The organism is Stenotrophomonas sp. YJH_SMC_91 (genome assembly GCF_059368495.1).
Genome location: NZ_JCAFRT010000003.1, coordinates 197,395 through 219,651, shown reverse-complemented (window position 1 = coordinate 219,651; position 22,257 = coordinate 197,395). Strand labels below are relative to the sequence as shown.

20 protein-coding genes are annotated in these 22,257 nt (G+C 67.3%); 19 read left to right on the top strand and 1 reads right to left on the bottom strand.

Annotated elements, in window-relative coordinates; all coding sequences use genetic code 11:
• The first annotated feature begins 91 nt into the window (after positions 1-91).
• The 15 genes from AC5P5X_RS06555 to pncB all read left to right on the top strand — a co-directional run bounded on the left by AC5P5X_RS06555 (position 92) and on the right by pncB (position 16,359).
• On the top strand, positions 92-1,984 hold the full coding sequence (locus AC5P5X_RS06555) for a S8 family serine peptidase (protein ID WP_005408023.1): 1,893 nt from the start codon (positions 92-94) through the stop codon (positions 1,982-1,984).
• Between the two features lie 137 nt (positions 1,985-2,121).
• Entirely contained in the window at positions 2,122-3,843 is a 1,722-nt protein-coding gene (gspE, locus tag AC5P5X_RS06550; protein ID WP_005408024.1) for a type II secretion system ATPase GspE, read from the top strand.
• Positions 3,844-3,867: 24 nt separating this feature from the next.
• Positions 3,868-5,088, top strand: a complete 1,221-nt coding sequence (gene xpsF, locus AC5P5X_RS06545) for a type II secretion system protein XpsF (protein ID WP_005408025.1) — start codon at positions 3,868-3,870, stop codon at positions 5,086-5,088.
• Positions 5,089-5,137: 49 nt separating this feature from the next.
• On the top strand, positions 5,138-5,581 hold the full coding sequence (gene gspG / locus AC5P5X_RS06540) for a type II secretion system major pseudopilin GspG (RefSeq protein ID WP_012479112.1): 444 nt from the start codon (positions 5,138-5,140) through the stop codon (positions 5,579-5,581).
• Between the two features lie 6 nt (positions 5,582-5,587).
• Positions 5,588-6,082, top strand: a complete 495-nt coding sequence (gene xpsH, locus AC5P5X_RS06535; RefSeq protein WP_024958716.1) for a type II secretion system protein XpsH — start codon at positions 5,588-5,590, stop codon at positions 6,080-6,082.
• The gene (gene xpsI / locus AC5P5X_RS06530) at positions 6,079-6,504 is read left to right on the top strand and encodes a type II secretion system protein XpsI (RefSeq protein ID WP_005412203.1); all 426 of its coding nucleotides are present in this window, start codon (positions 6,079-6,081) and stop codon (positions 6,502-6,504) included. The genes xpsH and xpsI overlap by 4 nt, the downstream gene beginning before the upstream one ends.
• Positions 6,501-7,133, top strand: coding sequence for a type II secretion system protein J (locus AC5P5X_RS06525; protein ID WP_012479114.1), 633 nt, complete (start codon positions 6,501-6,503; stop codon positions 7,131-7,133). The genes xpsI and AC5P5X_RS06525 overlap by 4 nt, the downstream gene beginning before the upstream one ends.
• Complete coding sequence (locus tag AC5P5X_RS06520) at positions 7,130-7,993, top strand: type II secretion system minor pseudopilin (protein ID WP_005408029.1); 864 nt, start codon at positions 7,130-7,132, stop codon at positions 7,991-7,993. The genes AC5P5X_RS06525 and AC5P5X_RS06520 overlap by 4 nt, the downstream gene beginning before the upstream one ends.
• Positions 7,990-9,135 (top strand): PilN domain-containing protein, encoded by a 1,146-nt coding sequence (locus tag AC5P5X_RS06515; RefSeq protein WP_012479115.1) that lies wholly within the window; start codon positions 7,990-7,992, stop codon positions 9,133-9,135. Before AC5P5X_RS06520 ends, AC5P5X_RS06515 begins: the two co-directional genes overlap by 4 nt.
• Positions 9,110-9,823: a type II secretion system protein GspM gene (gene gspM, locus AC5P5X_RS06510; RefSeq protein WP_005408031.1), complete on the top strand. Its 714-nt coding sequence runs from the start codon at positions 9,110-9,112 to the stop codon at positions 9,821-9,823. The genes AC5P5X_RS06515 and gspM overlap by 26 nt, the downstream gene beginning before the upstream one ends.
• The gene (locus AC5P5X_RS06505; RefSeq protein WP_005408032.1) at positions 9,813-10,607 is read left to right on the top strand and encodes a type II secretion system protein, XpsN-like; all 795 of its coding nucleotides are present in this window, start codon (positions 9,813-9,815) and stop codon (positions 10,605-10,607) included. The genes gspM and AC5P5X_RS06505 overlap by 11 nt, the downstream gene beginning before the upstream one ends.
• 9 nt (positions 10,608-10,616) lie before the next feature.
• Positions 10,617-12,818, top strand: coding sequence for a type II secretion system secretin GspD (gene gspD / locus AC5P5X_RS06500; protein WP_049397571.1), 2,202 nt, complete (start codon positions 10,617-10,619; stop codon positions 12,816-12,818).
• Positions 12,819-13,391: 573 nt separating this feature from the next.
• Entirely contained in the window at positions 13,392-14,243 is an 852-nt protein-coding gene (locus AC5P5X_RS06495; RefSeq protein WP_005412209.1) for a glycosyltransferase family 2 protein, read from the top strand.
• Positions 14,240-15,079 (top strand): glycosyltransferase family 2 protein, encoded by an 840-nt coding sequence (locus AC5P5X_RS06490; protein ID WP_111188863.1) that lies wholly within the window; start codon positions 14,240-14,242, stop codon positions 15,077-15,079. Before AC5P5X_RS06495 ends, AC5P5X_RS06490 begins: the two co-directional genes overlap by 4 nt.
• A gap of 101 nt (positions 15,080-15,180) precedes the next feature.
• Positions 15,181-16,359 (top strand): nicotinate phosphoribosyltransferase, encoded by a 1,179-nt coding sequence (pncB, locus tag AC5P5X_RS06485; RefSeq protein WP_005412211.1) that lies wholly within the window; start codon positions 15,181-15,183, stop codon positions 16,357-16,359.
• A gap of 10 nt (positions 16,360-16,369) precedes the next feature.
• Here pncB and AC5P5X_RS06480 read toward each other — a convergent pair whose 3' ends face one another.
• The gene (locus AC5P5X_RS06480; protein ID WP_044569511.1) at positions 16,370-16,735 is read right to left on the bottom strand and encodes a hypothetical protein; all 366 of its coding nucleotides are present in this window, start codon (positions 16,733-16,735) and stop codon (positions 16,370-16,372) included.
• Positions 16,736-17,194: 459 nt separating this feature from the next.
• Here AC5P5X_RS06480 and AC5P5X_RS06475 point away from each other — a divergent pair, with 459 nt between their 5' ends.
• The 4 genes from AC5P5X_RS06475 (at position 17,195) to AC5P5X_RS06460 (ending at position 22,230) form a co-directional block, all read left to right on the top strand.
• Positions 17,195-17,734, top strand: coding sequence for a fimbrial protein (locus AC5P5X_RS06475; RefSeq protein WP_005408038.1), 540 nt, complete (start codon positions 17,195-17,197; stop codon positions 17,732-17,734).
• Between the two features lie 85 nt (positions 17,735-17,819).
• A complete protein-coding gene (locus tag AC5P5X_RS06470) occupies positions 17,820-18,548 on the top strand; it encodes a fimbrial biogenesis chaperone (protein WP_005408039.1) in 729 nt (242 codons plus the stop codon).
• A gap of 92 nt (positions 18,549-18,640) precedes the next feature.
• Positions 18,641-21,205: a fimbria/pilus outer membrane usher protein gene (locus tag AC5P5X_RS06465; RefSeq protein WP_005412212.1), complete on the top strand. Its 2,565-nt coding sequence runs from the start codon at positions 18,641-18,643 to the stop codon at positions 21,203-21,205.
• On the top strand, positions 21,196-22,230 hold the full coding sequence (locus AC5P5X_RS06460) for a fimbrial protein (protein WP_005408041.1): 1,035 nt from the start codon (positions 21,196-21,198) through the stop codon (positions 22,228-22,230). Before AC5P5X_RS06465 ends, AC5P5X_RS06460 begins: the two co-directional genes overlap by 10 nt.
• Positions 22,231-22,257: the final 27 nt, after the last annotated feature.

Sequence of the window (22,257 nt, the reverse complement as noted above, 5' to 3'; positions counted from 1 at the left end):
TCACGGCAATCCCGGCTGGGCCGGCCGGGAGTCGTCAAGGAATGATGGCCGCAGTGTTGGTTCGATCCATGACCCAGAAGAGGAATTCGACGTGATCAAGAAGCAGAACCTTCGCATCAATGTGTTGGCAGCCGCCGTGCTGTCGCTGACCGGTGTTGGCCTGGCACAGGCCGCCGACCTGAAAGCAAATGCGCCGTTGTCCGGCCCGAAGACGCAGCAGGTGGATGGCATCATCGTGAAGTACCGCGCTGGCAGCGCCGCAGCTGCCGATGCGAACGCCAAGCTGGCCGTGGTCAACTCGGCCATCGCCCGCGCCGTGCCGGCAGGTACCAACGCGGCTGCGCGCAGTGCCGCGCTGCGCCCGCAGGTGGCCCGCAAGCTGGGCATCGGTGCCGATCTGATCCGCCTGCAGGGAGGGATCGCGCGCGCCGAACTGGACAAGGTGCTGGGCGAACTGAAGGCTGACCCGACCGTCGAATATGCGGTGGCCGACGCCATCATGTATCCGATCGATGCCGCGTCGTCGCCGCGTGCGGACGCCGTCGCGAAGTCCGATGCGTCGCCCAGCTTCGTGCCCAACGATCCGTACTACCAGAGCCACAACTGGCACTTCCACAACCCGGTCGGTGGCGTGAACGCACCGGCCGCATGGGACGTCTCGCAGGGCGAGGGCATCGTGGTGGCCGTGCTCGATACCGGCATCCTGCCCGAGCACCCGGATTTCGCCGCCGGCACCCTGCTGGAGGGCTACGACTTCATCAGCCAGGCCAGCCGCTCGCGTCGTGCCGCCGATGGCCGCGTGCCGGGTGCACTCGACTACGGTGACTGGATGCCCACCGCCAATGCCTGCTACGACGGTTCGCCGGTACGCGACAGCAGCTGGCACGGTACCCATGTGACCGGCACCATCGCCGAGGCCACCAACAACGGCCTGCATACCGCCGGCCTGGCCTACAAGGCCAAGGTGTTGCCGGTGCGCGTGCTCGGCTACTGCGGTGGCACCCTGTCGGACATCACCGACGCCATCACCTGGGCCTCGGGCGGTACCGTGGCCGGCATCCCTGCCAACCAGAATCCGGCCGAGATCATCAACATGAGCCTGGGCGGCTCCGGCAGCTGCGATCCGGCCTACCAGGCGGCCATCACCGGTGCCACCAACCGCGGTACCCTGGTGGTGGTGGCAGCCGGCAACGACTCGATGAATGTCGCCAACGCCCGCCCGGCCAACTGCGATGGCGTGGTCTCGGTCGGCGCTACCGGCATCACAGGCGCCATGGCCTACTACTCCAACTTCGGTACCCGCATCGATCTGTCCGGCCCGGGCGGTGGCGTCACCGACGGCAATCCGAACGGCTATGTCTGGCAGGCGGTGTCCAGCAGCAAGACGTCGCCGCCGGCAGCCGGTTCCACCGAGGGTTACACCCTTGGCGGCAAGGCCGGCACGTCGATGGCGGCGCCACATGTGGCTGCCGTCGCCGCGCTGGTGCAGAGCGCGCTGATCGCCGCCAACCGCGACCCGCTCGCGCCGGCGGGCATGCGTACCCTGCTGAAGGAAACGGCACGTCCGTTCCCGGTCAGCATTCCGTCCGCCACCCCGATCGGTACCGGCATCGTCGATGCCAAGGCCGCGCTGGACAAGGCCCTGGAAGAGCCGTGCACCGAGAACTGCGGGCCGGTGGCGAAGCCGCTGACCAACAAGGTGGCCATCGGCGGGTTGAGTGGTGCCGCCGGCAGCAGCGTGCTTTACAGCTTCGAAGCCGCGGCAGGCAAGCAGCTCAGCGTCATCACCTATGGTGGCACCGGCAACGTGTCGGTCTACCTGGCCAAGGGCCGCGAGCCGAGTGCCACCGACAACGATGCGCGCTCGACCCGCCCGGGCACCTCGGAAACGGTGCGGGTGACGGCACCGACTGCCGGCACCTACTACATCAAGGTGGTGGGCGAGGCGGCTTACAGCGGTGTGAGCATTCTCGCCACGCAGTAAGCGCGCAGTGCGGTAGTTGAATGGCCGAAGCCCGTCACCCGCATGTGACGGGCTTCGTCTTTTTACGAAAGCGGGCGGCGGGGCGACGGAAATCACGACGTAACTGCTAAAGTCGAGCCGATTGACAGGAGAGTCACGTGAACGCCCTTGCTGCAACCGCTGCCGACGACGCCGAAGGCCGCATCCTGGATGCGTTGTTGGCGCGTGGCCGCCTCAAGGAGAGCGATCTTGCACGGGCACGGCCGCTGCACGCGGAGGCCGGCGGCAGCCTGCTTGGCCTGCTGGTGCGGCTGGGGCTGGTGTCCGAACGTGACCAGGCGCAGGCCAGCGCCGAGGTGCTGGGCCTGCCGCTGCTGGATGGCAAGCAGCTGCCGGATTCACCGCCCCAGGGTCTGGCCGAGGGCCTGCCGCTGTCCCTGCGTTTCCTCAAACAGTTCCATGTATGCCCGCTGGCGCTGGATGAACAGGGTGTACGGCTGTGGCTGGCCGATGCCCACGATCCCTATCCGCAGCAGGCTGTGCAGCTGGCACTTGGCGTACCGGTGACTCCGGTGCTGGGCATGCGTGCGGAGATCGATGATCTGGTCGAGCGCTGGTTCGGCCAGGGCCGCAGCGCGATGGGCGCGATTGTCGAAACCGCAGACGGCGAGGGCGGCGCGGTCGACGATATCGAGCACCTGCGCGACCTGGCCTCGGAAGCGCCGGTGATCCGCCTGGTCAACCTGGTGATCCAGCGTGCGGTGGAACTGCGCGCTTCGGATATCCATGTCGAGCCGTTCGAGAGCCGGTTGAAGGTGCGTTACCGTGTCGATGGCGTACTGGTGGAGGGCGAAAGCCCGCCGGCCAACCTCACCGCAGCGGTGATCAGCCGCATCAAGATCATGGCCCGCCTCAACATCGCCGAGCGCCGCCTGCCGCAGGATGGCCGCATCATGCTGCGCGTGCAGGGCAAGGAGCTGGACCTGCGCGTGAGCACGGTGCCGACCGCGCACGGCGAGAGCGTGGTGATGCGCCTGCTCGACCGCGAAACGGTGGTGTTCGATTTCCATCGTCTCGGCTTTACCGATGCGTTCCTGCCGCAGTTCCGCAAAGTGCTGGAACAACCGCACGGCATCCTGCTGGTCACAGGCCCGACCGGTTCGGGCAAGACCACCACGCTGTACACCGCGCTGAGCCAGCTCAACACCGCCGACGTCAAGATCATCACGGTGGAAGATCCGGTCGAGTACCAGATCGAGGGCATCAACCAGATCCAGGCCAAGCCGCAGATCGGCCTGGACTTCGCCAACGCACTGCGCAGCATCGTGCGCCAGGACCCGGACATCATCATGATCGGCGAAATGCGCGACCTGGAAACCGCGCGCATCGCGATCCAGTCGGCGCTGACCGGCCACCTGGTGCTGTCCACCCTGCACACCAACAATGCGGCCGGCGGCATCACCCGCCTGCTCGACATGGGCGTGGAGGACTATCTCCTCACGTCCACCATCAACGGCATCCTGGCCCAGCGCCTGGTGCGTCGGCTGGAGCCGACCCACGCCGAGCGCTATGAAGCCTCGCCGGAGGAGATCGAGCGTTTCGAGCTGCGCCGCCTGCAGCCGGAAGGGCCGATCCATCTATACCGCCCGAAGCCTTCGGCACTGGCGCCGACTGGTTACCTGGGCCGCACCACCATCATGGAATTCCTGGTGATGAACGACGCGCTGCGGCGTGCGGTGATGCGCCGCGATGGCATGGGCGAGATCGAACGCATCGCCCGTGAAGCCGGCATGCGCACCATGTACGAGGATGGCCTGGCCAAAGCACTCAGCGGCCAGACCACCATCGAGGAAGTGCTGCGCGTGACCGAGGAAAGCTGATGCGCGCAGGACGCCGGGGCTGACATGCCGAACTACCGCTACAAAGCGCTCAATTCGCACGGCGAGATATTCGACGGGCAGATGGAAGCCGCCAGCGAGGCCGAACTGGTCGCGCGCCTGCAGGATCAGGGCCATCTGCCGATGGAGACCCAGCTGGCCGATGGCGGCGTGGTCGGCGGCAGCAGCTGGCGCACGCTGCTGCGCCAGCGCCCGTTGCAGGGCGCGGCGCTGCTGCAGTTCACCCAGCAGCTGGCGACCCTGCTTGGTGCCGGCCAGCCGCTGGACCGTGCACTGTCGATCCTGCTCGGGCTTCCGGAAGACGAACGCTCGCGGCGTGCGATCACCGACATCCGCGACGTGGTGCGCGGCGGTGCGCCGCTGTCGACCGCGCTGGAGCGCCAGCACGGCCTGTTCTCGCGCCTGTACGTGAACATGGTGCGTGCCGGCGAGGCGGGTGGCAGCCTGCACGAGACCCTGCAGCGGCTGGCCGACTACCTCGAACGCAGCCGCGCGCTGCAGGGCAAGGTGATCAACGCACTGGTCTATCCGGCCATCCTGCTGGTGGTGGTGGGCGGTGCGCTGCTGTTCCTGCTCGGTTACGTGGTGCCACAGTTCGCGCAGATGTACGAAAGCCTGGACGTGGCGCTGCCGTGGTTCACCAATGCGGTGCTGCAGCTGGGCCTGTTCGTGCGCGACTGGTGGGTGCTGCTGCTGGTAGTGCCCGCACTGCTGGCATTGTTCTTCGAACGCAAGGTACGGCAACCGGCGTTCCGGCTGGCGCTGGATGGATGGCTGCTGCAGCGTCGCGGCATCGGCCGCCTGCTGGGCGAACTGGAAACCGCGCGGCTGGCGCGCACGCTGGGCACCCTGCTGCGCAATGGCGTGCCGCTGCTCGGGGCGCTGGGCATCGCACGCAACGTGCTGGGCAACCGCGCGCTGGCCGCTGATGTGGAAGCGGCCGCCGACGAAGTGAAGAACGGTGCCGGCCTGTCGCTGGCACTGTCACGCGGCAAGCGTTTCCCACGCCTGGCCCTGCAGATGATCCAGGTCGGCGAGGAATCCGGTGCCCTCGATACCATGCTGCTGAAAGCTGCCGACACGTTTGAACAGGACAGCGCCCGTCGCATCGACCGCCTGTTGGCCGCGATGGTGCCGGCGATCACCCTGGTGCTGGCCTCGGTGGTCGGTGCGGTGATCGTCGCCGTGCTGGTGCCGTTGTACGACCTGACCAATGCCATCGGCTGATGATGGCTCCCTACGCAACCCCGACACTCCGCAACTGAAAGGACCGACCATGATTGCTTCCCGTCGACCGATCCGCCTTTCCTTCACTGCCGCGCGCAACCAGTCGGGCATGAGCCTGCTGGAGATCATCATCGTCATCGTGCTGATCGGCGCGGTGCTGACCCTGGTCGCCAGCCGCGTGCTGGGCGGTGCCGATCGTGGCAAGGCGAACATCGCCAAGGCCCAGGTGCAGACCGTTGCCTCCAAGGTCGACAACTACCAGATCGATACCGGCAAGCTGCCTGGCTCGCTCAACGATCTGGTGACCGCACCAGCAGGTGTCGGTGGCTGGCTGGGCCCGTACGCCAAGCCGGCCGACCTGAATGACCCGTGGGGCCACGCGTTGGAGTACCGCGCGCCGGGCGAAGGCCAGCCGTATGAACTGATCAGCCTGGGCAAGGACGGCAAGTCCGGCGGCAGCAGCGTCGACGCTGACATCCGCTACCAGCCGTAACCAGGCATGATGCATTTCCTGCCGCGCCGGCTGCCTCGCCCGCGCCTGCACGGCAGGCGCGCAGCGGGCCTGTCGCTGCTGGAAATGCTGCTGGTGATCGCGCTGATCGCCGCGATCGGCCTGATCACCGCCGCGGGTCTGTCGCGCGGCTTTGCAGGCATGCAGCTGCGCAGCGCCGGCAAGGACATCGCCAATCAGCTGCGCATGGTGCGCGCCCAGGCCATCGCGCGCGGTGAGCCGCAGCGCTTCGTGATCGAGCCGGCGCGTCGCCGTTGGCAGGGGGCCAACCAGCGGCAGGGCGATGTGCCGACGCAGCTGCAGGTGCAGTTCGAAGGCGCCGCGCAGCTGGCCACCGCGCCGGGGCAGGGCGTGATCGAGTTCCATCCCGACGGTGGTTCCAGTGGTGGCCGCATCCGCCTGCAACGTGAGGGCGCCGAATGGCGCATCGATGTCGGCTGGCTGACCGGCGAGGTCCGCTCCGGCCCGTGGCAGGCGCCATGAAACGGCAGGCGCGTGGTTTTACGTTGCTGGAAGTGATCATCGCCTTCGCCTTGCTGGGCCTGGCGCTGACGCTGCTTCTGGGCAGCCTGTCAGGTGGCGCGAAACAGGTCCGAGAGGCCGAGCTGCGCACGCGTGCGGTGCTGCATGCGCAATCGCTGCTGGCCGAAGCCGGTGTCGCCGCGCCATTGCAGGTGGGCAGCCAGCAGGGCGACTGGGAACAGGGCCGATACCATTGGGAGCTGCAGGTACAGCCATGGGTCGAGCCGCGTGCCGCCAGCGCGGTACAGGCACAGGCGCAATCGCCGGGGGCTCCCTGGCTGGCCGAGCTGCAGCTTCAGGTGCGCTGGGGCGAAGGCGAACGCGAACAACTGCGCTGGCGCAGCCTGCGCCTGCTGCCGCCGGACCTGGAGAGCGCGCGATGAAGCGACGCGCCGCAGGCTTTACCTTGGTGGAAGTGATGTTGGCCACGGTGCTGTTGGCCGGTGGCCTGGCGTTGGCCTTTGCCAGCGTGCGCTCGGCGATGGCGGTGAGCCAGCGTGGCGAGCAGATTGCCGCCGAGAGCGAACGCATGCGTGCGGTCGAGGCTCTGCTGCGGCGGCAGCTGGCCGGTGCGCTGCGCACGCCGCTGGAAGTGCCCGATCCCACCCGCGAACCGATCTTCTTCCAGGGCGAAGAGCAACGCATGCTGTTCGCGGCCGATCTACCGGGCTATCTGGGCCGTGGCGGTGCCTACCTGCACGCACTGCAGGTGGATGGCCGCAGCGGCCAGCAACGCCTCCTGCTCGACTTGGTGCTGCTGCAGGAGGGCGAGCGCATCGCCGAAACTCCGCCGCGCCCACCGGAGGTGCTGGTGGAGAACCTCAAGTCGGTGCAACTGCGCTATCGCGGCATCGATGCCAGCACCGGGCAGGTGACTGATTGGATGCCGCGCTGGGATGATACCCGGCGCCTGCCGATGCTGGTGGAGATCCAGATCGTGCCCGCCAAGGGCGCTCCCTGGCCTGCACTGGTGGTCGCTCCGCGCGCGGGCGGCAGTGGAGGAGCGCGATGAGCCGGGCGCACGGCGCGGCGCTGGTACTGGTCCTGTGGCTGATCGCCCTGATGACGGCGCTGGTGGGCGCGTTCGCGTTGAGCGCGCGGGTCGAGCATCTGCAGCAGCGGGTGCTGGATGATGATGCGCGTGGCCAGGAGCGTGCACGGGCGGGACTTGAGTACGCGCTGACGCGCCTGTCCGCCGATCCGCAGCGGGCGCCCTGGCGCGCCGATGGCCGTGTCTATCGTTGGCAGTTCGATGACGCCAGCATCGAGATCAAGGTGCTGGACGAGAACGGCAAGATCAACCTGAACCTGGCCGACGTGGCTCTGCTGAGCGCCTTCCTCAAGGCGCTGGGTGAAGACGAAGCGCAGGCCCGCCAGCTGGCCGGCGCGATCGTCGACTGGCGCGACGAAGACAGCCTGCTGCAGCCCGGCGGCGGTGCCGAAGCGCCCGACTATGCCGCAGCAGGCCTGCCCTATGGCCCCCGCAACAAGCGTTTCGAGACGCTGGGCGAGCTGCAGCGGGTACTCGGCATGCGCGGCCCGCTGTACCAGGCCATGCTGCCGCACCTGACCCTGTACAGCCGCCAGGCGCGCCCGGATCCCCAGTTTGCCAGCGCGCCGGTGCTGACCGCACTGGGCCTGGATGCGGATACCGTGCTGGCGCAGCGCGCACAGCAGGAGCGTGACGCAGATACCGCTGGCGGTGCGACAACGCTTGCCAGCAGCAGCGGCACCTATAGTATCGAGTCTCGTGCAACCGACGGCAGTGGACGCCGGTCGGTGTTGCAGGCAGTGGTACGCAATGGCTCGGGCGGGGTTCCCGGGCGGTCCTACACAGTGCTTCGCTGGGAGCAGGGAATGACAGCAAGATGACGGCATGGCAGGACAGTGTGCGGCAGGTACAGGGCCGGATCGGCCCTGGCGCCGGCCGTTTCCTGCGCTGGTGGCGGCAATCGCTGCTGGCCTGGGTGCCGGCACGTTGGCAGTGGGCACTGGGCTGGGCACAGGCGCGCCTGCTGCTGCAGCGCGAAGGCGACCACCTTCAGGTCTGGCGTGAGGCGGGGGAGCGCCGCGAACCGGTCGTACGGCTGCCGTGGCCGCTGTCCCCGGCCGAACTGGATCGCGTGCTGGAAGCCCGCCTGCGCAGCTTGCCGCGGGTGTGGCTGCTGCCGGCAAGCGATGTGCTGCGCCGGCAGCTGCGCCTGCCGGCGGCGGCGGCTGACCGCCTGCGTGCGGTGGTCGGTTTCGAGATCGACCGGCAGACGCCTTTTGAATCCAGCCAGGTCAGCTATGACGTGCGTGAACGTGGCGCGGCGGGCGAGGGCCAGCTGCAGGTCGAACTGGTGGCCTGGCCGTTGCGGCAGCTCGAGGCCTGGCGCAGCAACGTGGGCCAATGGGCCGATGCACTGTCCGGTGTCGATGCCATTGATGCGCAGGGCAACATCCTGCAGGTGAACCTGCTGCCGCCCGCGCAGCGTCAGCTGCAGGCCGACCCGATGCGGCGCTGGAACCTTCTGCTGGCCGTGGCCGCGGTGGTGATGCTGGTGCTGTCTGGCCTGCAGGTGCTGGACAATCGCCGCGCGGCGGCCGACGAACTGCGTGCCCAGGTGGAGCGCAGCGCGCGCAGTGCGCGTGGCGTAGCCAGCGAACGTGCCCAGCTGCAGGCGCTGATCGACGGTGCCGCGTTCCTTGAAAAGCAGCGCGGCCAGCGCGCGGGTACGGTGGAGATCTGGAACGAACTGACCCGGCGCCTGCCGGAGGGAACGTACCTGGAAAAACTGGCCATCGAGAACAACAACCTGCAGCTGATCGGCCTGAGCCGCGAGGCCTCGCAGCTGGTGCAGCTGCTGCAGGATGCGCCGCAGTGGCGCAAGGTCAACTTGACCGGCGTACTGCAGGCCGATGGCGCCGCCAGTGGCCGCGACCGCTTCACCATGACCGCTGAACTGCAGCCGTTGCCGGCGGCAGCCCCGAACCGGGAGGCGGCCGATGCCGATGCCAAGCGCACGCCGTGACCGCTGGCTGGCACTGGCACTGTTGCTGGCAGTGCTGGGCCTGGCCTACCTGCTGCTGGTGCACCCCTGGTTCACCCAGCCGCTGCGCGAAATCGATGCTGATGTCGCCGCCCTGCGCGAGCGCGAGCAGCGCGTGCAGGCGCAGCTGCAGCAGCAGCCGCAGATCGAACAGCGCCTGCGTGCCACCCGCGAGGCACTGCAGCAGCGGCCGGGCTTCCTGCGCGAGGCCACCGCCGAGGCTGCAGCCGCTGCGCTCGGCGCGAAGCTGCAGGATGCGGTGGCGATGGCCAGCCCGGGCAACCGCAGCTGCACCATCAGCAACCGCACGCCGCTCACCGACAACCGCCGCGACGCCGAGTTCGTGCGCGTCGCCATGCAGGTGCGCCTGCGCTGTGGCGTGGCCGAACTGGCCACGGTGCTGCACAGCCTGGAGACCGGCAGCCCGCGCCTGTTCGTCGACAACCTCAACCTGATCGCGCAGCGCTTCCAGCAGTCGCCGAATGAATCCGGGCTCGGCCTGGATGTGTCATTCGAACTGGCTGGTTACCTGCTGCCGGGGGCTGCTGCCGATGGCAGTGCGCCGACGCCTGCCGCCGAACCGGTGTCCGCGCCGCAGCCGCCTTCAGCGCCACCCGCCCCCGCACCGGCGGCGCCGGTCGAGGGACAGGAGGTCGCTGATGAAACTTGAGCAGATCAGCCTGCGCACCGGCTTCCTGCTGGCCCTGGCCGGTTGGGCTGCGGCGGTCTGGCTGGCCACCGGCTTCGGTCTGGGCAGCCAGTTGCCAGGTGCGGATGGCGATGCCGATGCGGTGCCTTCGCTGCCGGTGCTGCCGCCGTTGGCCGCAGAACGCATGCCCAGCGCCGACAGCTACAGCGCGATCGGCGAGCGACCGCTTTTCGCCGAGGACCGCAGGCCGAAGCCCTACCTGCTCGGTGGCAGCGAGCCGGCCGCCAGCGCCGCGCTGCGCCTGACCGGCGTGCTGCTGACCGGCGACTTCGGCATGGCCACCTTCACCACCGAACAGAACCGTTCGCTGCGGCTGCGCCTCAACGGCGAAGCGGTGGACGGCTGGCAACTTGTGGGGCTTGCGCCGCGCCAGGCCACGGTGATCGGCCCAAGTGGCAGCCAGGTGCTGGAACTGGCCGTGTTCAATGGCCAGGGCGGCGAGCCGCCCACCGTACTGCGGGGTGCCAATGGCGCGCCGCCGGCGGGTGCGGTCGTTGTGCCACCGCCGGCGGGCGCTCCGCCGATGCCATCCCCACCTCCGGCTGCTGCAACCGCAACCGCGCAGCCGCAGCCCGCCAGCAGCGTGCCATCAGCCGCCGCCGCGGCACCTCCTGCCAACACCAATGGCCCCAGCGAAGCGCAGATGCAGGCCATCCGCGAACGCATCCAGGCCCGTCGCCGCCAGCTGCAGCAACAACAGCAGCAACAACCGTCGCCGCCCCCGGGCGATGGCACCAACCGATAGAGTGAATGCATGAGCCTGCGTTTTCTTCCCTGGTCCTTTGCCCTCGCGCTGCTGGTCGGCTGCAGCACCGTGTCCGCGCCGCATGTGCAGCGCAAGGGCAATCTGTCGCCCACTGCCGAGGCCGGCCAGGCAGCTGATGTCGCAGCAGATGCTGCCCGTGACGCCCAGGGCGCTCCGCAGGCGGTGATCCGCCGTGGCACCGGCACCATGATCAACCGCGAAGCAGCACGTGCACCGGCACCGGCGCTGCATGGCGCCAGCACCGGTGAAGCAACCTTCAATTTCGAAGGCGAGTCGGTGCACGCGGTGGTCAAGGCCATCCTCGGTGACATGCTGGGCCAGAACTACGTGATCGCACCGGGCGTGCAGGGCACGGTCACCCTGGCCACGCCCAAGCCGGTGTCGCCGGCGCAGGCGTTGAACCTGCTGGAGATGGTGCTGGGCTGGAACAACGCCCGCATGGTCTACAGCGGTGGCCGCTACAACATCGTCGCTGCCGACCAGGCGCTGGCCGGTACGGTTGCGCCGAGCACGGCGCCTGCAGCCAGTGCGCGTGGCTTCGAGGTACGGGTGATCCCGCTGCAGTTCATCTCCGCCACCGAGATGAAGAAGGTGCTGGAGCCCTATGCGCGGCCCAATGCGATCGTCAACGTCGACAGCGGCCGCAACGTGATCACCCTGGGCGGTACCCGCGCCGAGCTGGAAAACTACATGCGCACCGTCGAGATCTTCGACGTCGACTGGCTGTCGGGCATGTCGGTGGGCGTGTTCCCGATCCAGTCGGGCAAGGCCGAGCAGGTCGCTGCCGACCTGGAGAAGGTGTTCGGCGAGGAGAGCAAGACCCCCAGCGCCGGCATGTTCCGTTTCCTGCCGCTGGAAAACGCCAACGCCGTGCTGGTGATCACCCCGCAGGTGCGTTACCTGGACCAGATCCAGCAGTGGCTGGACCGTATCGATACCGCCGGTGGCAGCGCCCGCCTGTTCTCCTACGAGCTGCGCTACATCAAGGCGCGCGACCTGGCCGAGCGGCTGAGTGAAGCCTTCGCCAGCAGCGGCAACCGCGGCGGCTCCAGCCCGGCATCGCTGGCACCCGGCGCGATTCCATCGCAGCTGGGCAGCGACGGCGAGCGCGGCATGGACAGCAACAACAGCAGCAGTTTCGGTTCGACCCCGGGCAGCGGTTCCAGCGGTTCCGGCAACGGCAGCATGAACCTGCCGCAGCGCCAGTCCGGCAACGTCAGCGTCAGCCTGGAAGTGGAAGGCGATCGCGTGGGCGTCTCGGCGGTGGAGGAGACCAATACCCTGCTGGTGCGTTCGAGCCCGCAGGCCTGGCGCTCGATCCGCGAGGTGATCGAGAAGCTGGACGTGATGCCGCTGCAGGTGCACATCGAAGCCCAGGTGGCCGAGGTATCGCTGGATGGTGACCTGAAGTACGGCGTGAACTGGTTCTTCGACAATGCCGTGGCCGGGCGTGCCCTGACGGGAGCATTGGGCGGCGTGACCCTGCCGGCAGCAGCGGGTGGCTCCTGGAGCAGCTTCGCCGGTGCCGCAACCGGTGGCGAAGGCCTGGGCTGGGCATTCACCGGCCACAATGGTGCGGCGGTGGTGAGCGCGCTGGACAAGGTCACCGATGTACGCCTGCTGCAGACCCCCTCGGTGTTCGTGCGCAACAACGCCGAGGCCACGCTCAACGTGGGCGACAAGGTGCCGATCAACACCACCACGGTCAACACCGGTATCGGCACCGGCACCTACAGTTCGGTGCAGTACATCGACACCGGCGTGATCCTGAAGGTGCGCCCGCGCGTAACCCGCGATGGCACGGTGTTCCTCGATATCGTGCAGGAAGTGAGCAGCGCCTCGAACGTGCCCGACAACTGCAATCCGACCGAGCGCAACTGCAACCCGCGGATTTCCACCAAGAAGCTGTCGACCGAAGCGGCGGTGCAGAGCGGCGACACCATCATGCTGGCCGGCCTGATCACCGATTCGGCCACCGATGGCAGCAGCGGCATTCCCGGCCTGAGCCGGATTCCGGTGGTCGGCGCGCTGTTCGGGCAGAAGAGCCGCACCAGCCGCCGTTCGGAGGTGATCGTGCTGCTGACCCCGAGCATCGTGCGTAACGGGCAGGAAGCGCGGAATCTGACCGACGAGTACAGCCAGCGCTTCCGCGCGATGGAGCCGCTGAACCAGCCGCGCGCAAAGAAGTAAGGGGTTTGCGGCCGGGCTGCGCCCGGCACCCGCAGAGGCCGGAGCCGGAGCAAGAGCCAGAGCAACGGCAACAGCGGGTTTACTGAGGGGTGGCGGGGCACTGTGGGTTTGCGGGGACGCCGTAAATACGTCCATGTAGGCTTGGTCGCCGCATCCATGCGGCTCACACCCCGCAAACCCACAGTGCCCCGCCTTCGACAGTTTCCTGCTGCTGTTGGTAGGTGTCGACCTTGGTCGACACGATCCACGCCATGCGTGGATGCTTTTCGATTCCAATTCGAAATATTCGATTCTGATGGAGATTCATCCACGCATGGCGTGGATCTACTGCAGATCGCGGAGATCTGTCGAAGGCGGGGTGGGTCCGGTTGCGGGGGTGTCCGCGGCATGGATGCCGCGGCCAAGCCTACAGGGACGTATTCACGGCGTCCCCCGCAACCGGACCCACCCCGCCATCCCACGGATAGCCGGCTTCTGCTGTTGCTTCGGCTTCGGCCTCTGCGGGTGCCGGGTGCAACCCGGCCGATACCCTCCCGGTGCTAGGCTGTGGCTAACGACAACCACGGAGGCGGGATGGGGGCGATCGTGTTGTTGCCGCTGTGCGTGGACGATGCCGCGCTCGACCGCTGCCTGGCCGCACTGGATGCCGGCACCGCGCCGGGCACCGCGGTCTGGTTGGCGGACGATGCGCAGACCGGGCCGCGCGCGCAGGCGGTGGTGGAACACTGGTTGGCGCATACGCCACTGCAGGCCGAGTACACCCGCCGCGCGCGGCCGCTGGGCGAGGTGGCCCACCTGGACGAGATGTTGCGCGCCTGCGATGGCATGGACGTGGCGGTGCTGGCACCGGACAGCGTGCCCGCGCCAGGCTGGCTGCAGCAGCTGCAGGACACCTTCGCCCGCGATGCCGCCATCGCCACCGCAACCCCGTGGTGCAATGCCGGCGAAACCGCTGCGTGGCCACGGCTGGGCGAAATCAATCCCGAACCCCATGATCCGGCCCTGCTGGCGCATACCTGTGCCACATTGCCAACCCTGCACCCCGAGCTGCCGTCCGCAGTCACCCATGCGGTGCTGGTGCGGGGCAACGCGCGTCGACGTGCCGGGGGCCTGGACGTGGACAGCTACGCCGGCTGGAACGCGGCGCTGGTGGACCTGAGCCTACGCATGGCCGGCCTGGGATGGCGCAACGTGCTGTGCGAGACCGCCTTCGTCAGCCGGGCGGGGGAGGCGGTCAGCCGTGACGGCGATCTTGAAGCGCTGGCTGCGCGCTGGCCGGGCTGGGTGCCTCGGTTGGCGGACTTCCTGATGCACGACCCGCTGCACGGGCTGCGTGCCGACCTGCAGCAGCGCATGCGGCAGGCGATAATGCCGAAGGAACAGGGCGACCTGTTCGTTCCTTCCGCGCCGGAGCCACCCGTTTGAATGTTGCCATCGCCGCCATCGTCGTCACCTACCAGAGCGGCAGCACCATCGATGCCTGTCTCTCCCGTCTGTGCCAGGCGCGGGACGTGGCCGAAATCCGGGTGATCGACAACGGCTCGATGGATGGCACGCTGGATATCGTGCAGCGCCATGCCAGCCACGACCCGCGCGTGCGTTTTGTCGGCAATCCGGACAATCCCGGCTTTGCCGCCGCAAACAATCAGGGGGTGGCCGATTCGCACAGCCCGTGGCTGGCCTTCATCAACCCGGACCTGATGGTCGAGCCCGATACTCTGGCCGAGCTGCGCAGCCGTGCCGAACGGTTGGGGGATTGCCTGCTGGGTGTCGAACAGCTGGACGAGCATGGCCATGCCGACGAGGCCGTGCGCCGTCGTGATCCGGATTTCCTGTTGATGCTGCGTTCGCCCGGCAAAGGCTCGAAGCTGTCGGTCCCGCGCGATCCGCAGCAGGCGCTGCAGCGGGTGCCGGCGTTGTCTGGCGCGCTGCTGCTGATGCCGCGTGCGCTGTTCGACCGCATCGGTGGCTGGGACGCCGGCTATCGCCTGCACGCCGAAGACCTGGACTTGTGCCGGCGCGCACGTGAGGCTGGCGCGGTGGTGGCGATCGCCAACGACCTGCAGGTCACCCATGTGCGCGGTGTCTCCAGCCGCTCACGGCCGTTCTTCGTGGAATGGCACAAGCACCGGGGCCTGTGGCGCTATTTCCAGAAGTTCGAGGCCAGTCAGCGTTCGCTGCCGGTGCGCGTGGCGGTGTGGGGCGCGATCTGGGCGCACGCCCTGATGCTGGTGCCGCGCCTGGTGCGCAGGTCGTTGTAGAGCCGAGCCCACGCTCGGCTGCATGGATAGGGTCATCCACGCATGGTGTGGATCCACTGGCCGCGCCCCCGGTTCACCCTGCTGGGCGCATAATCCGCCCCATGCCTATCATCCAGTCCCTGCTCGACACCGACCTGTACAAGTTCACCATGATGCAGGCGGTGCTCCACCAGCACCCCGGTGCCCAGGTGCAGTACCGGTTCAAGTGCCGCACGCCCGGCATCGACCTGGCCCATTACATCGACCAGATCGACGAAGAGATCGATCACCTGTGCAGCCTGCGTTTCAGCGACGCGGAGCTGGATTACATGCGTGGCCTGCGCTTCGTGAAGCCCGACTTCGCCGATTTCCTCGGCCTGTTCCACCTCGACCGCAAGTACATCCAGCTGCGCGCGTCGAAGACCGTGCCCGGCGAGATCGAACTGGACATCACCGGCCCGTGGCTGCACACCATCCTGTTCGAAGTGCCGCTGCTGGCGATCATCAACGAAGTCTGGTTCCGCAACACCACCACGCCTGACTTCGCCGAAGGCGAGCGCCGCCTGCAGGCCAAGGCCGCGCTGCTGCGCGATACCCCCGGTTTCGAACAGTGCCGCATCGCCGACTACGGCAGCCGTCGCCGCTACTCGCGCGACTGGCACGCGCGCCTGCTGCCGCTGCTGCGCGATGCACTGGGCCCGCAGCTGGTCGGCACCAGCAACGTGCACTTCGCCCGCCTGTATGGCATGACCCCGCACGGCACCATGGCCCATGAGTATCTGCAGGCCTTCCAGGCGCTGGGCCCACGCCTGCGTGACTCGCAGGTGGCGGCGCTGGAATCGTGGGCACGCGAGTATCGCGGCGACCTCGGCATCGCGCTGTCCGACGTGGTCGGCCTGGATGCGTTCCTGCGCGACTTCGATATGTACTTCTGCAAGCTGTTCGACGGTGTCCGCCACGATTCGGGCGATCCGTTCGACTGGGGCGACCGCATGCTGGCGCACTTCCAGCAGCGCCGCGTCGATCCGCGCAGCAAGGTGCTGGTGTTCAGCGATGGGCTCGACATCGCCAAGGTCATGCGCCTGTACGACTACTTCCGTGGTCGCTGCCAGGTCGCGTTCGGCGTCGGCACCCACCTGACCAATGATCTGGGTCCGACGCCGCTGAACATCGTGATCAAGATGGTCCGCTGCAACGGCCAGCCGGTGGCCAAGCTCAGCGATTCGCCGGGCAAGAGCATGTGCGACGACCCCGGCTACCTGGCCTACCTGCGCCAGGTCTTCGAGCTGCCGCCGGCGTAAACACGTCGGCTTACAGGTAGTCGACCACCACCAGGTAGGCACCCTGCAGCGGCTGCTGCTTCGAAGCCTGCACGCTGTAGCGCTCGGAGAAGGCGATATCGCCGGCGCGCATCGCGCTGGCCGACACCGACAGCTTCTGCCCCTGGCGCTTGCCGTCGCGCAGCGTCGCGGCCTGGCCATCGGCCAGCGCCGTCACGGCCACCGTCGAGCCCTTGGCCGACGGCGGGCAGGCCGCCAGGCTCAGCTCGCCCTGGGACAGGTTGGTCGTGCAGCCCGGCTCGGCGATACGGCCGCTGAAACGAATGCTGCCGCTGCTGGCCTGGGCCAGCGCACTGACGGACATCAGGGCCACGCACAGCAGAAGGGAGGTTCTCATGACACGTTCTCTGGTTCGGTGTGTCCTAGTTAGCGACAGGTTCGATCCGTCTTTAATAGGACGATTCCGAATCTGCTAGGGCCATCACCAACAAAGAGTGATGCGCATCAAATAAGGTGATTTCCACCTTAAAAAGGCTTGTTTCCGCGCATGCCGAACGCGCCACCAGGTGCGTCATGCAGGGTCGTTTGTGGCCTGATCCGGCTACCGTCAAATCCCTTGCGCTCCCCCAACCTCGATTTCGCCTAACACGTCACATTTGGGGCGTCAATGAATTGGCGTTCAGAAAAATAATGAGACTTTCATCACAGTTGTGCCTATACTTGCGTCACGGATTCAGGGGAAGGTATGTCCGAGTCCGGCCACAGGTGAGACGCAAGGATGGGTCTTGATAGCCCGGCAGTGCTCCTTGCTTCCTCCTCTACTTCTCATCTCTTCAGTAGGGTTAGGTAAAAGCGAATGCACAAGATCAACCTCATTGCCGCTCTGATGCTGGCCGCCGCTCCGCTGGCCGCCAACGCCGCCGACGGCACCATCACCTTCAACGGCAAGGTGACCGACAAGACCTGCACCATCTCGACCCCGGGCGGCAAGGACTTCGCCGTCAACCTGCCGACCGTGTCCAAGAACACCCTGGCCACCGCCGGTGCCGTTGCCGGTCGTACCCCGTTCGCCATCAACCTGACCAAGTGCAGCGCCGGCAACGTCGCGACCTACTTCGAGCCGGGTTCGACCGTCGACTTCAACACCGGCCGCCTGCTGAACCAGGCCTCGGCCAACGCTGCCACCAACGTGCAGCTGCAGCTGCTGGGCTCGAACAACCAGGTCCTGCCGATCAAGGCTGCTGGCGCTGGCCTGGCCCAGACCAACTCGCAGTGGGTCACCGTCGGCACCGACGGCTCGGCCGACCTGAACTACTACGCTGAGTACTACGCCACTGCCGCCGCCACCCCGGGCGACGTCACCAGCAGCGTCAAGTACACGATCATCTACAACTGATCGTAGCCGTACCCGCACTGGCCGGCGTACGCGCCGGCCAGTGCATCGCGGCCCCTGGCCACATACCTCGAGCGTAGTACTTCCGATGAAAGCATTCTTTCCCCGGGCGCTGCTGCTGGCAGCGTTCACGCTGCCCTTCTGCCAGAACGCTCTGGCCGGCGTGGTGGTCAATGGCACGCGAGTGATCTATCCGGCGCAGGCGCGCGAAGTCACCGTGCAGGTCGACAACGTGGGCGATTCGCCGGCGCTGGTGCAGGCCTGGATCGACAGCGGCGACGCCAACCAGACCGCCGATACCAGCGATGCCCCGTTCGTACTGACGCCGCCGATCGCGCGTGTCGAGCCGGGCCGCAGCCAGGCGCTGCGACTGATCTTCTCCGGCGCGCAGCTGCCGACCGACCGCGAGTCGGTGTTCTGGCTCAATGTGCTGGATGTGCCGCCGTCCCCGGACAACGCTGACAGCGGCGAACAGAATTACCTGCAGGTCGCGTTTCGTTCGCGCCTGAAGCTTTTCTACCGGCCGCAGGGCCTGAAGGGCGTCGCCAACGATGCACCGGCAGCGCTGCGCTGGACCCGCAATGGCGACCGCCTGCGGGTGGAAAACCCGAGCCCCTTCCACGTCACTCTGGCCGAAGTACATGCCGTGACCGGCAGCAGTGAAAAGGCCGTCGAGGACAAGGGCGCGATGGTCGCGCCAAAGCAGAGCCTGGAGTTCGCCGCACCGGCGGGCACCGACCAGGTCCGCTTCATCACCATCAACGACTACGGCGGCCGGGTGGAACACACCATCCGCCTCGGCAGCACCGGGGGCTGAACGCGCCGCGCCGGCCCCTGGCCTGCGCATCCCGCCACCGCCGCTGTGCGGCGAATTGAAGGAATGTCAGTGTGATCGGAAACAGATTGACATTGTCGATCCATCAGGCGCTTTGCCTGTTGGTTGCTGGCGTGGCCTGCCCAGGATGGGCGCTGGCTGCCCCGGCCAATCTCGGCGAACAGGCGCTCATGGCGCAGAGTGGTGCGGCCAATGCGCGTGCACCCGAATCGGCGCAGTTCAACTCCAGCTTCCTGTCTGGCCAGGCCAAGCAGGTGGACCTGGCGGCCTTCAGCAACGGCAACCCGATGGTGGCCGGCAACTATCGTGTCGACGTGTACGTCAACGGTGCCTGGCAGGGCCGTCGCGATCTGCAGTTCAAGGCCGATGCGCAGGGCCGTGTCGACGCCTGCCTGCCGCTGCCGATGCTGGAAGAAATGGGCGTGGACAGCGAGGCCGTGCTGCTGCAGCAGGATCCGTCCGTGCCCACCGACAAGACCAGCTGCGTGCCGGTCCAGCAGCGCATGGCCAACGCCTATGGTGTCTATGACAGCGGCAACCTGCGCTACGACCTGAGCATCCCGCAGGTGTTCCTGCGCCGCGAGGCGCGTGGCTACGTCAACCCGGCGCTGTGGGACCGTGGCATCAATGCCGGTTTCGTCGGTTACAGCTTCAATGCCATCGACAGCGACAGCCGCGTCGAAGGTGGCCAGCGCAACCGCAGTGCCTACCTCGGCCTCAACGCCGGCATGAACCTGGGTGGCTGGCAGTTCCGCCACGATTCGAACCTGACCTGGTCCGAGGGCGACGGCCGCCATTGGCAGAGCATCGCCACCTATGCGCAGCGCGGCATTCCGCAGGTGCGCGGCATGCTCACCATCGGTGAGGCCTACACCACCGGTGAACTGTTCGATTCGATCGGTTACCGCGGTGCCAGCCTGGCCAGCGACGACCGCATGCTGCCCGATTCGCTGCGCGGTTACGCGCCGGTCGTGCGCGGCATCGCCGAGACCAACGCGCGCATCGAAGTGCGCCAGAACGAGCAGCTGATCTACTCCTCCACCGTGTCGCCGGGCAGCTTCGTCATCGACGACCTGTACCCGACCGGTTACGGCGGTGATCTGGAAGTGAGCGTGATCGAGGCCGATGGCCGCCGCCGCGAATTCAAGGTGCCGTTCGGTTCGGTGCCGCAGATGCTGCGCGAAGGCGTGTCGCGTTACTCGCTGACGGCTGGCCAGGTGCGCAACAAGCTGCTGGCCGATGAGCCGTGGCTGGTGCAGGGCACCTACCAGCGCGGTATCGGCAACCAGCTGACCCTGTACGGTGGCAGTGCACTGAGCGATGGCTACCTGTCGCTGCTGTACGGCGTCGGCCTGTCCACGCCGGTCGGCGCATTCGCTGCCGACGTCACCCATGCGCGTACCTCGTTCGATCACTACGGCAACCACACCGGTGCCAGCGTGCGCTTGAGCTACAGCAACATGATCGGCGAGACCGGGACCAACCTGACCCTGGCCGCCTACCGCTATTCGACCGAAGGCTTCTACAGCCTGCAGGACGCGCTGTACGGCCGTGATTCGGACAAGCGCGGCATCGATCCGACCACCCGTGGCCGCCAGCGCAGCCAGTTCCAGGTAACGCTGAACCAGCCGCTGGGCCGTCGCGGCGGCGCGCTGTACGTGACCGGTTCGGTGCGTGACTTCTACGACCGTTCCGGCACCTCAAAACAGTACCAGGTGGGCTACAACAATGCCTGGCGTTCGGTGAACTACGGCTTCTCGGCGCTGCGCACCGAAGAGGGCGTGCTGGGCCGTTCCGACACCCAGTACCTGTTGTCGATGAGCGTGCCGCTGGGTCGTGGTTCCCACCCGGTGTCGTTCAGCGCCGATCTCGGCGTGCGCGACCGCGGTGGCTACGACAACAGCCGCGTCGGCATCACCGGTTCGGCCGGTGTCGACAACAACTTCAGCTACGGCGTGGCGCTGTCCGATTCCCGCGAAGGTGGCACCACCGCGGTCGGCAACGCCGAGTACCGCAGCCGCTACTCCGCGTTGAACGCGACCTACAGCCACTCGCGCGATTTCCGCCAGGCTTCGGTCGGTGCCAACGGCAGCGTGGTCGTGCATCCGGGCGGCTTCACCTTCACCCCGCAGCGTGGCGACACCATGGTGCTGGTGGAAGCGCCGGGCGCACGCGATGCGATCGTCAGCAACGCCCCGGGCCTGCGCGTCGATGGCCGCGGCTACGCGGTGGTCCCGTACGTTTCCCCGTACCGCCTCAACACCGTCACCCTCGACCCGCAGGGCATGGCCCACGACGTCGAGCTGGAAAGCACCAGCCAGTCGATCGCGCCGTTCGCCGGTGCCATCAGCTACCTGCGCTTCGATACCCGCAAGGGCAACGCGCTGCTGATCCAGGTGCGCAACCCGGATGGCCGCACCATGCCGTTCGGTGCGCAGGTCAAGGATGAGCAGGGCCAGCCGGTGGGCATGGTCAGCCAGGGTGGCCGCCTGTACGTGCGCAGTGAAAAGAACCAGGGCCGCCTGCTGGTGGAGTGGGGCGCCGGCGCCGACCAGCGCTGCACCGTCGATTACCAGGTTCCGGCGGGCGCCGATGCGTCCAAGACCGGCTTCATCCCGCTGGAGGCAGCATGCCGATGATCTCTTCCCGTGGCCGCAAGGCGCTGAGTGCGGTGGCCATATTGGCTGGTATTGCCGTGGCCAGCCCGGCGTTGGCGACCTGCTACATCACCCAACAGGGCTTTGTCGCGCAGGACGTGCAGATGGACATGGGGCAGATCGTAATCCTGCCCAGTCTGCCCGTCGGTGGTGTGATCAAGGAGCTGATCGTGCCTATCAACCAGCGCGACAGCATCGGTTACTGCGATCGCTGGGGCGGTAGTGCCAATGGCCGTTTCGTCAACGCCGCGCAGCAGAACGCGGTCCCGGGTTTCAGCAACGTCTATGCCACCGATGTAGCCGGGGTGGGCATTCGTGTCTATCGTGATTCGGGCACCATCCAGACTTACTACCCGCATACCCTGCAATTGGGGGGCAGCCGGACGTTGACCCTCAACGGTGGCCGCTTCCGGGTGGAGCTGATCAAGACCGCCGCGCAGACGGGCTCGGGCATCATCGCGCCTAACGGCCGCTTCACCACCTATTATCTCGACGGCGACGGCCCTGGCCGTCCGGAACTGACCTCGACCTTCAAGGGCTCGGGCACCACCGTGGTCAGCCCGACCTGTGAAGTGCAGGCCGGCAGCCGCAATATCGCCGTCGATTTCGGCAGCGTGCCCAACACTACCTTCACCGGTGTCGGTTCCAAGGCCGTTGACCGCGATTTCGAGATCCGCCTGAACTGCCAGGGCAGCAATGTCGCGCAGTACCAGAGCAAGATCGGCATCCGCCTCGATGCCGATCAGGACAGCTCGAACATGCCGGGCGTGCTGAAGCTCAGTGCGGCCACCAACAGCGCCACCCGCATCGGCATCCAGATGGTCCAGCGCGATGGCACCACCGAGCGCGAAGTGCGCTTCGGCCAGACCGTCAATGTCGGTACCACCACCCCCGGCACCAGCACGATGACCTTGCCGCTGCGCGCCCGCTATGTGCAGACCCAGGCCGGCACGGTCGGTGCCGGTGTCGCGAACGGCCAGGCCACCTTCACCATCCAGTACGAGTAAGGCGGCCCCAGGCCGCAGCCACTGCTG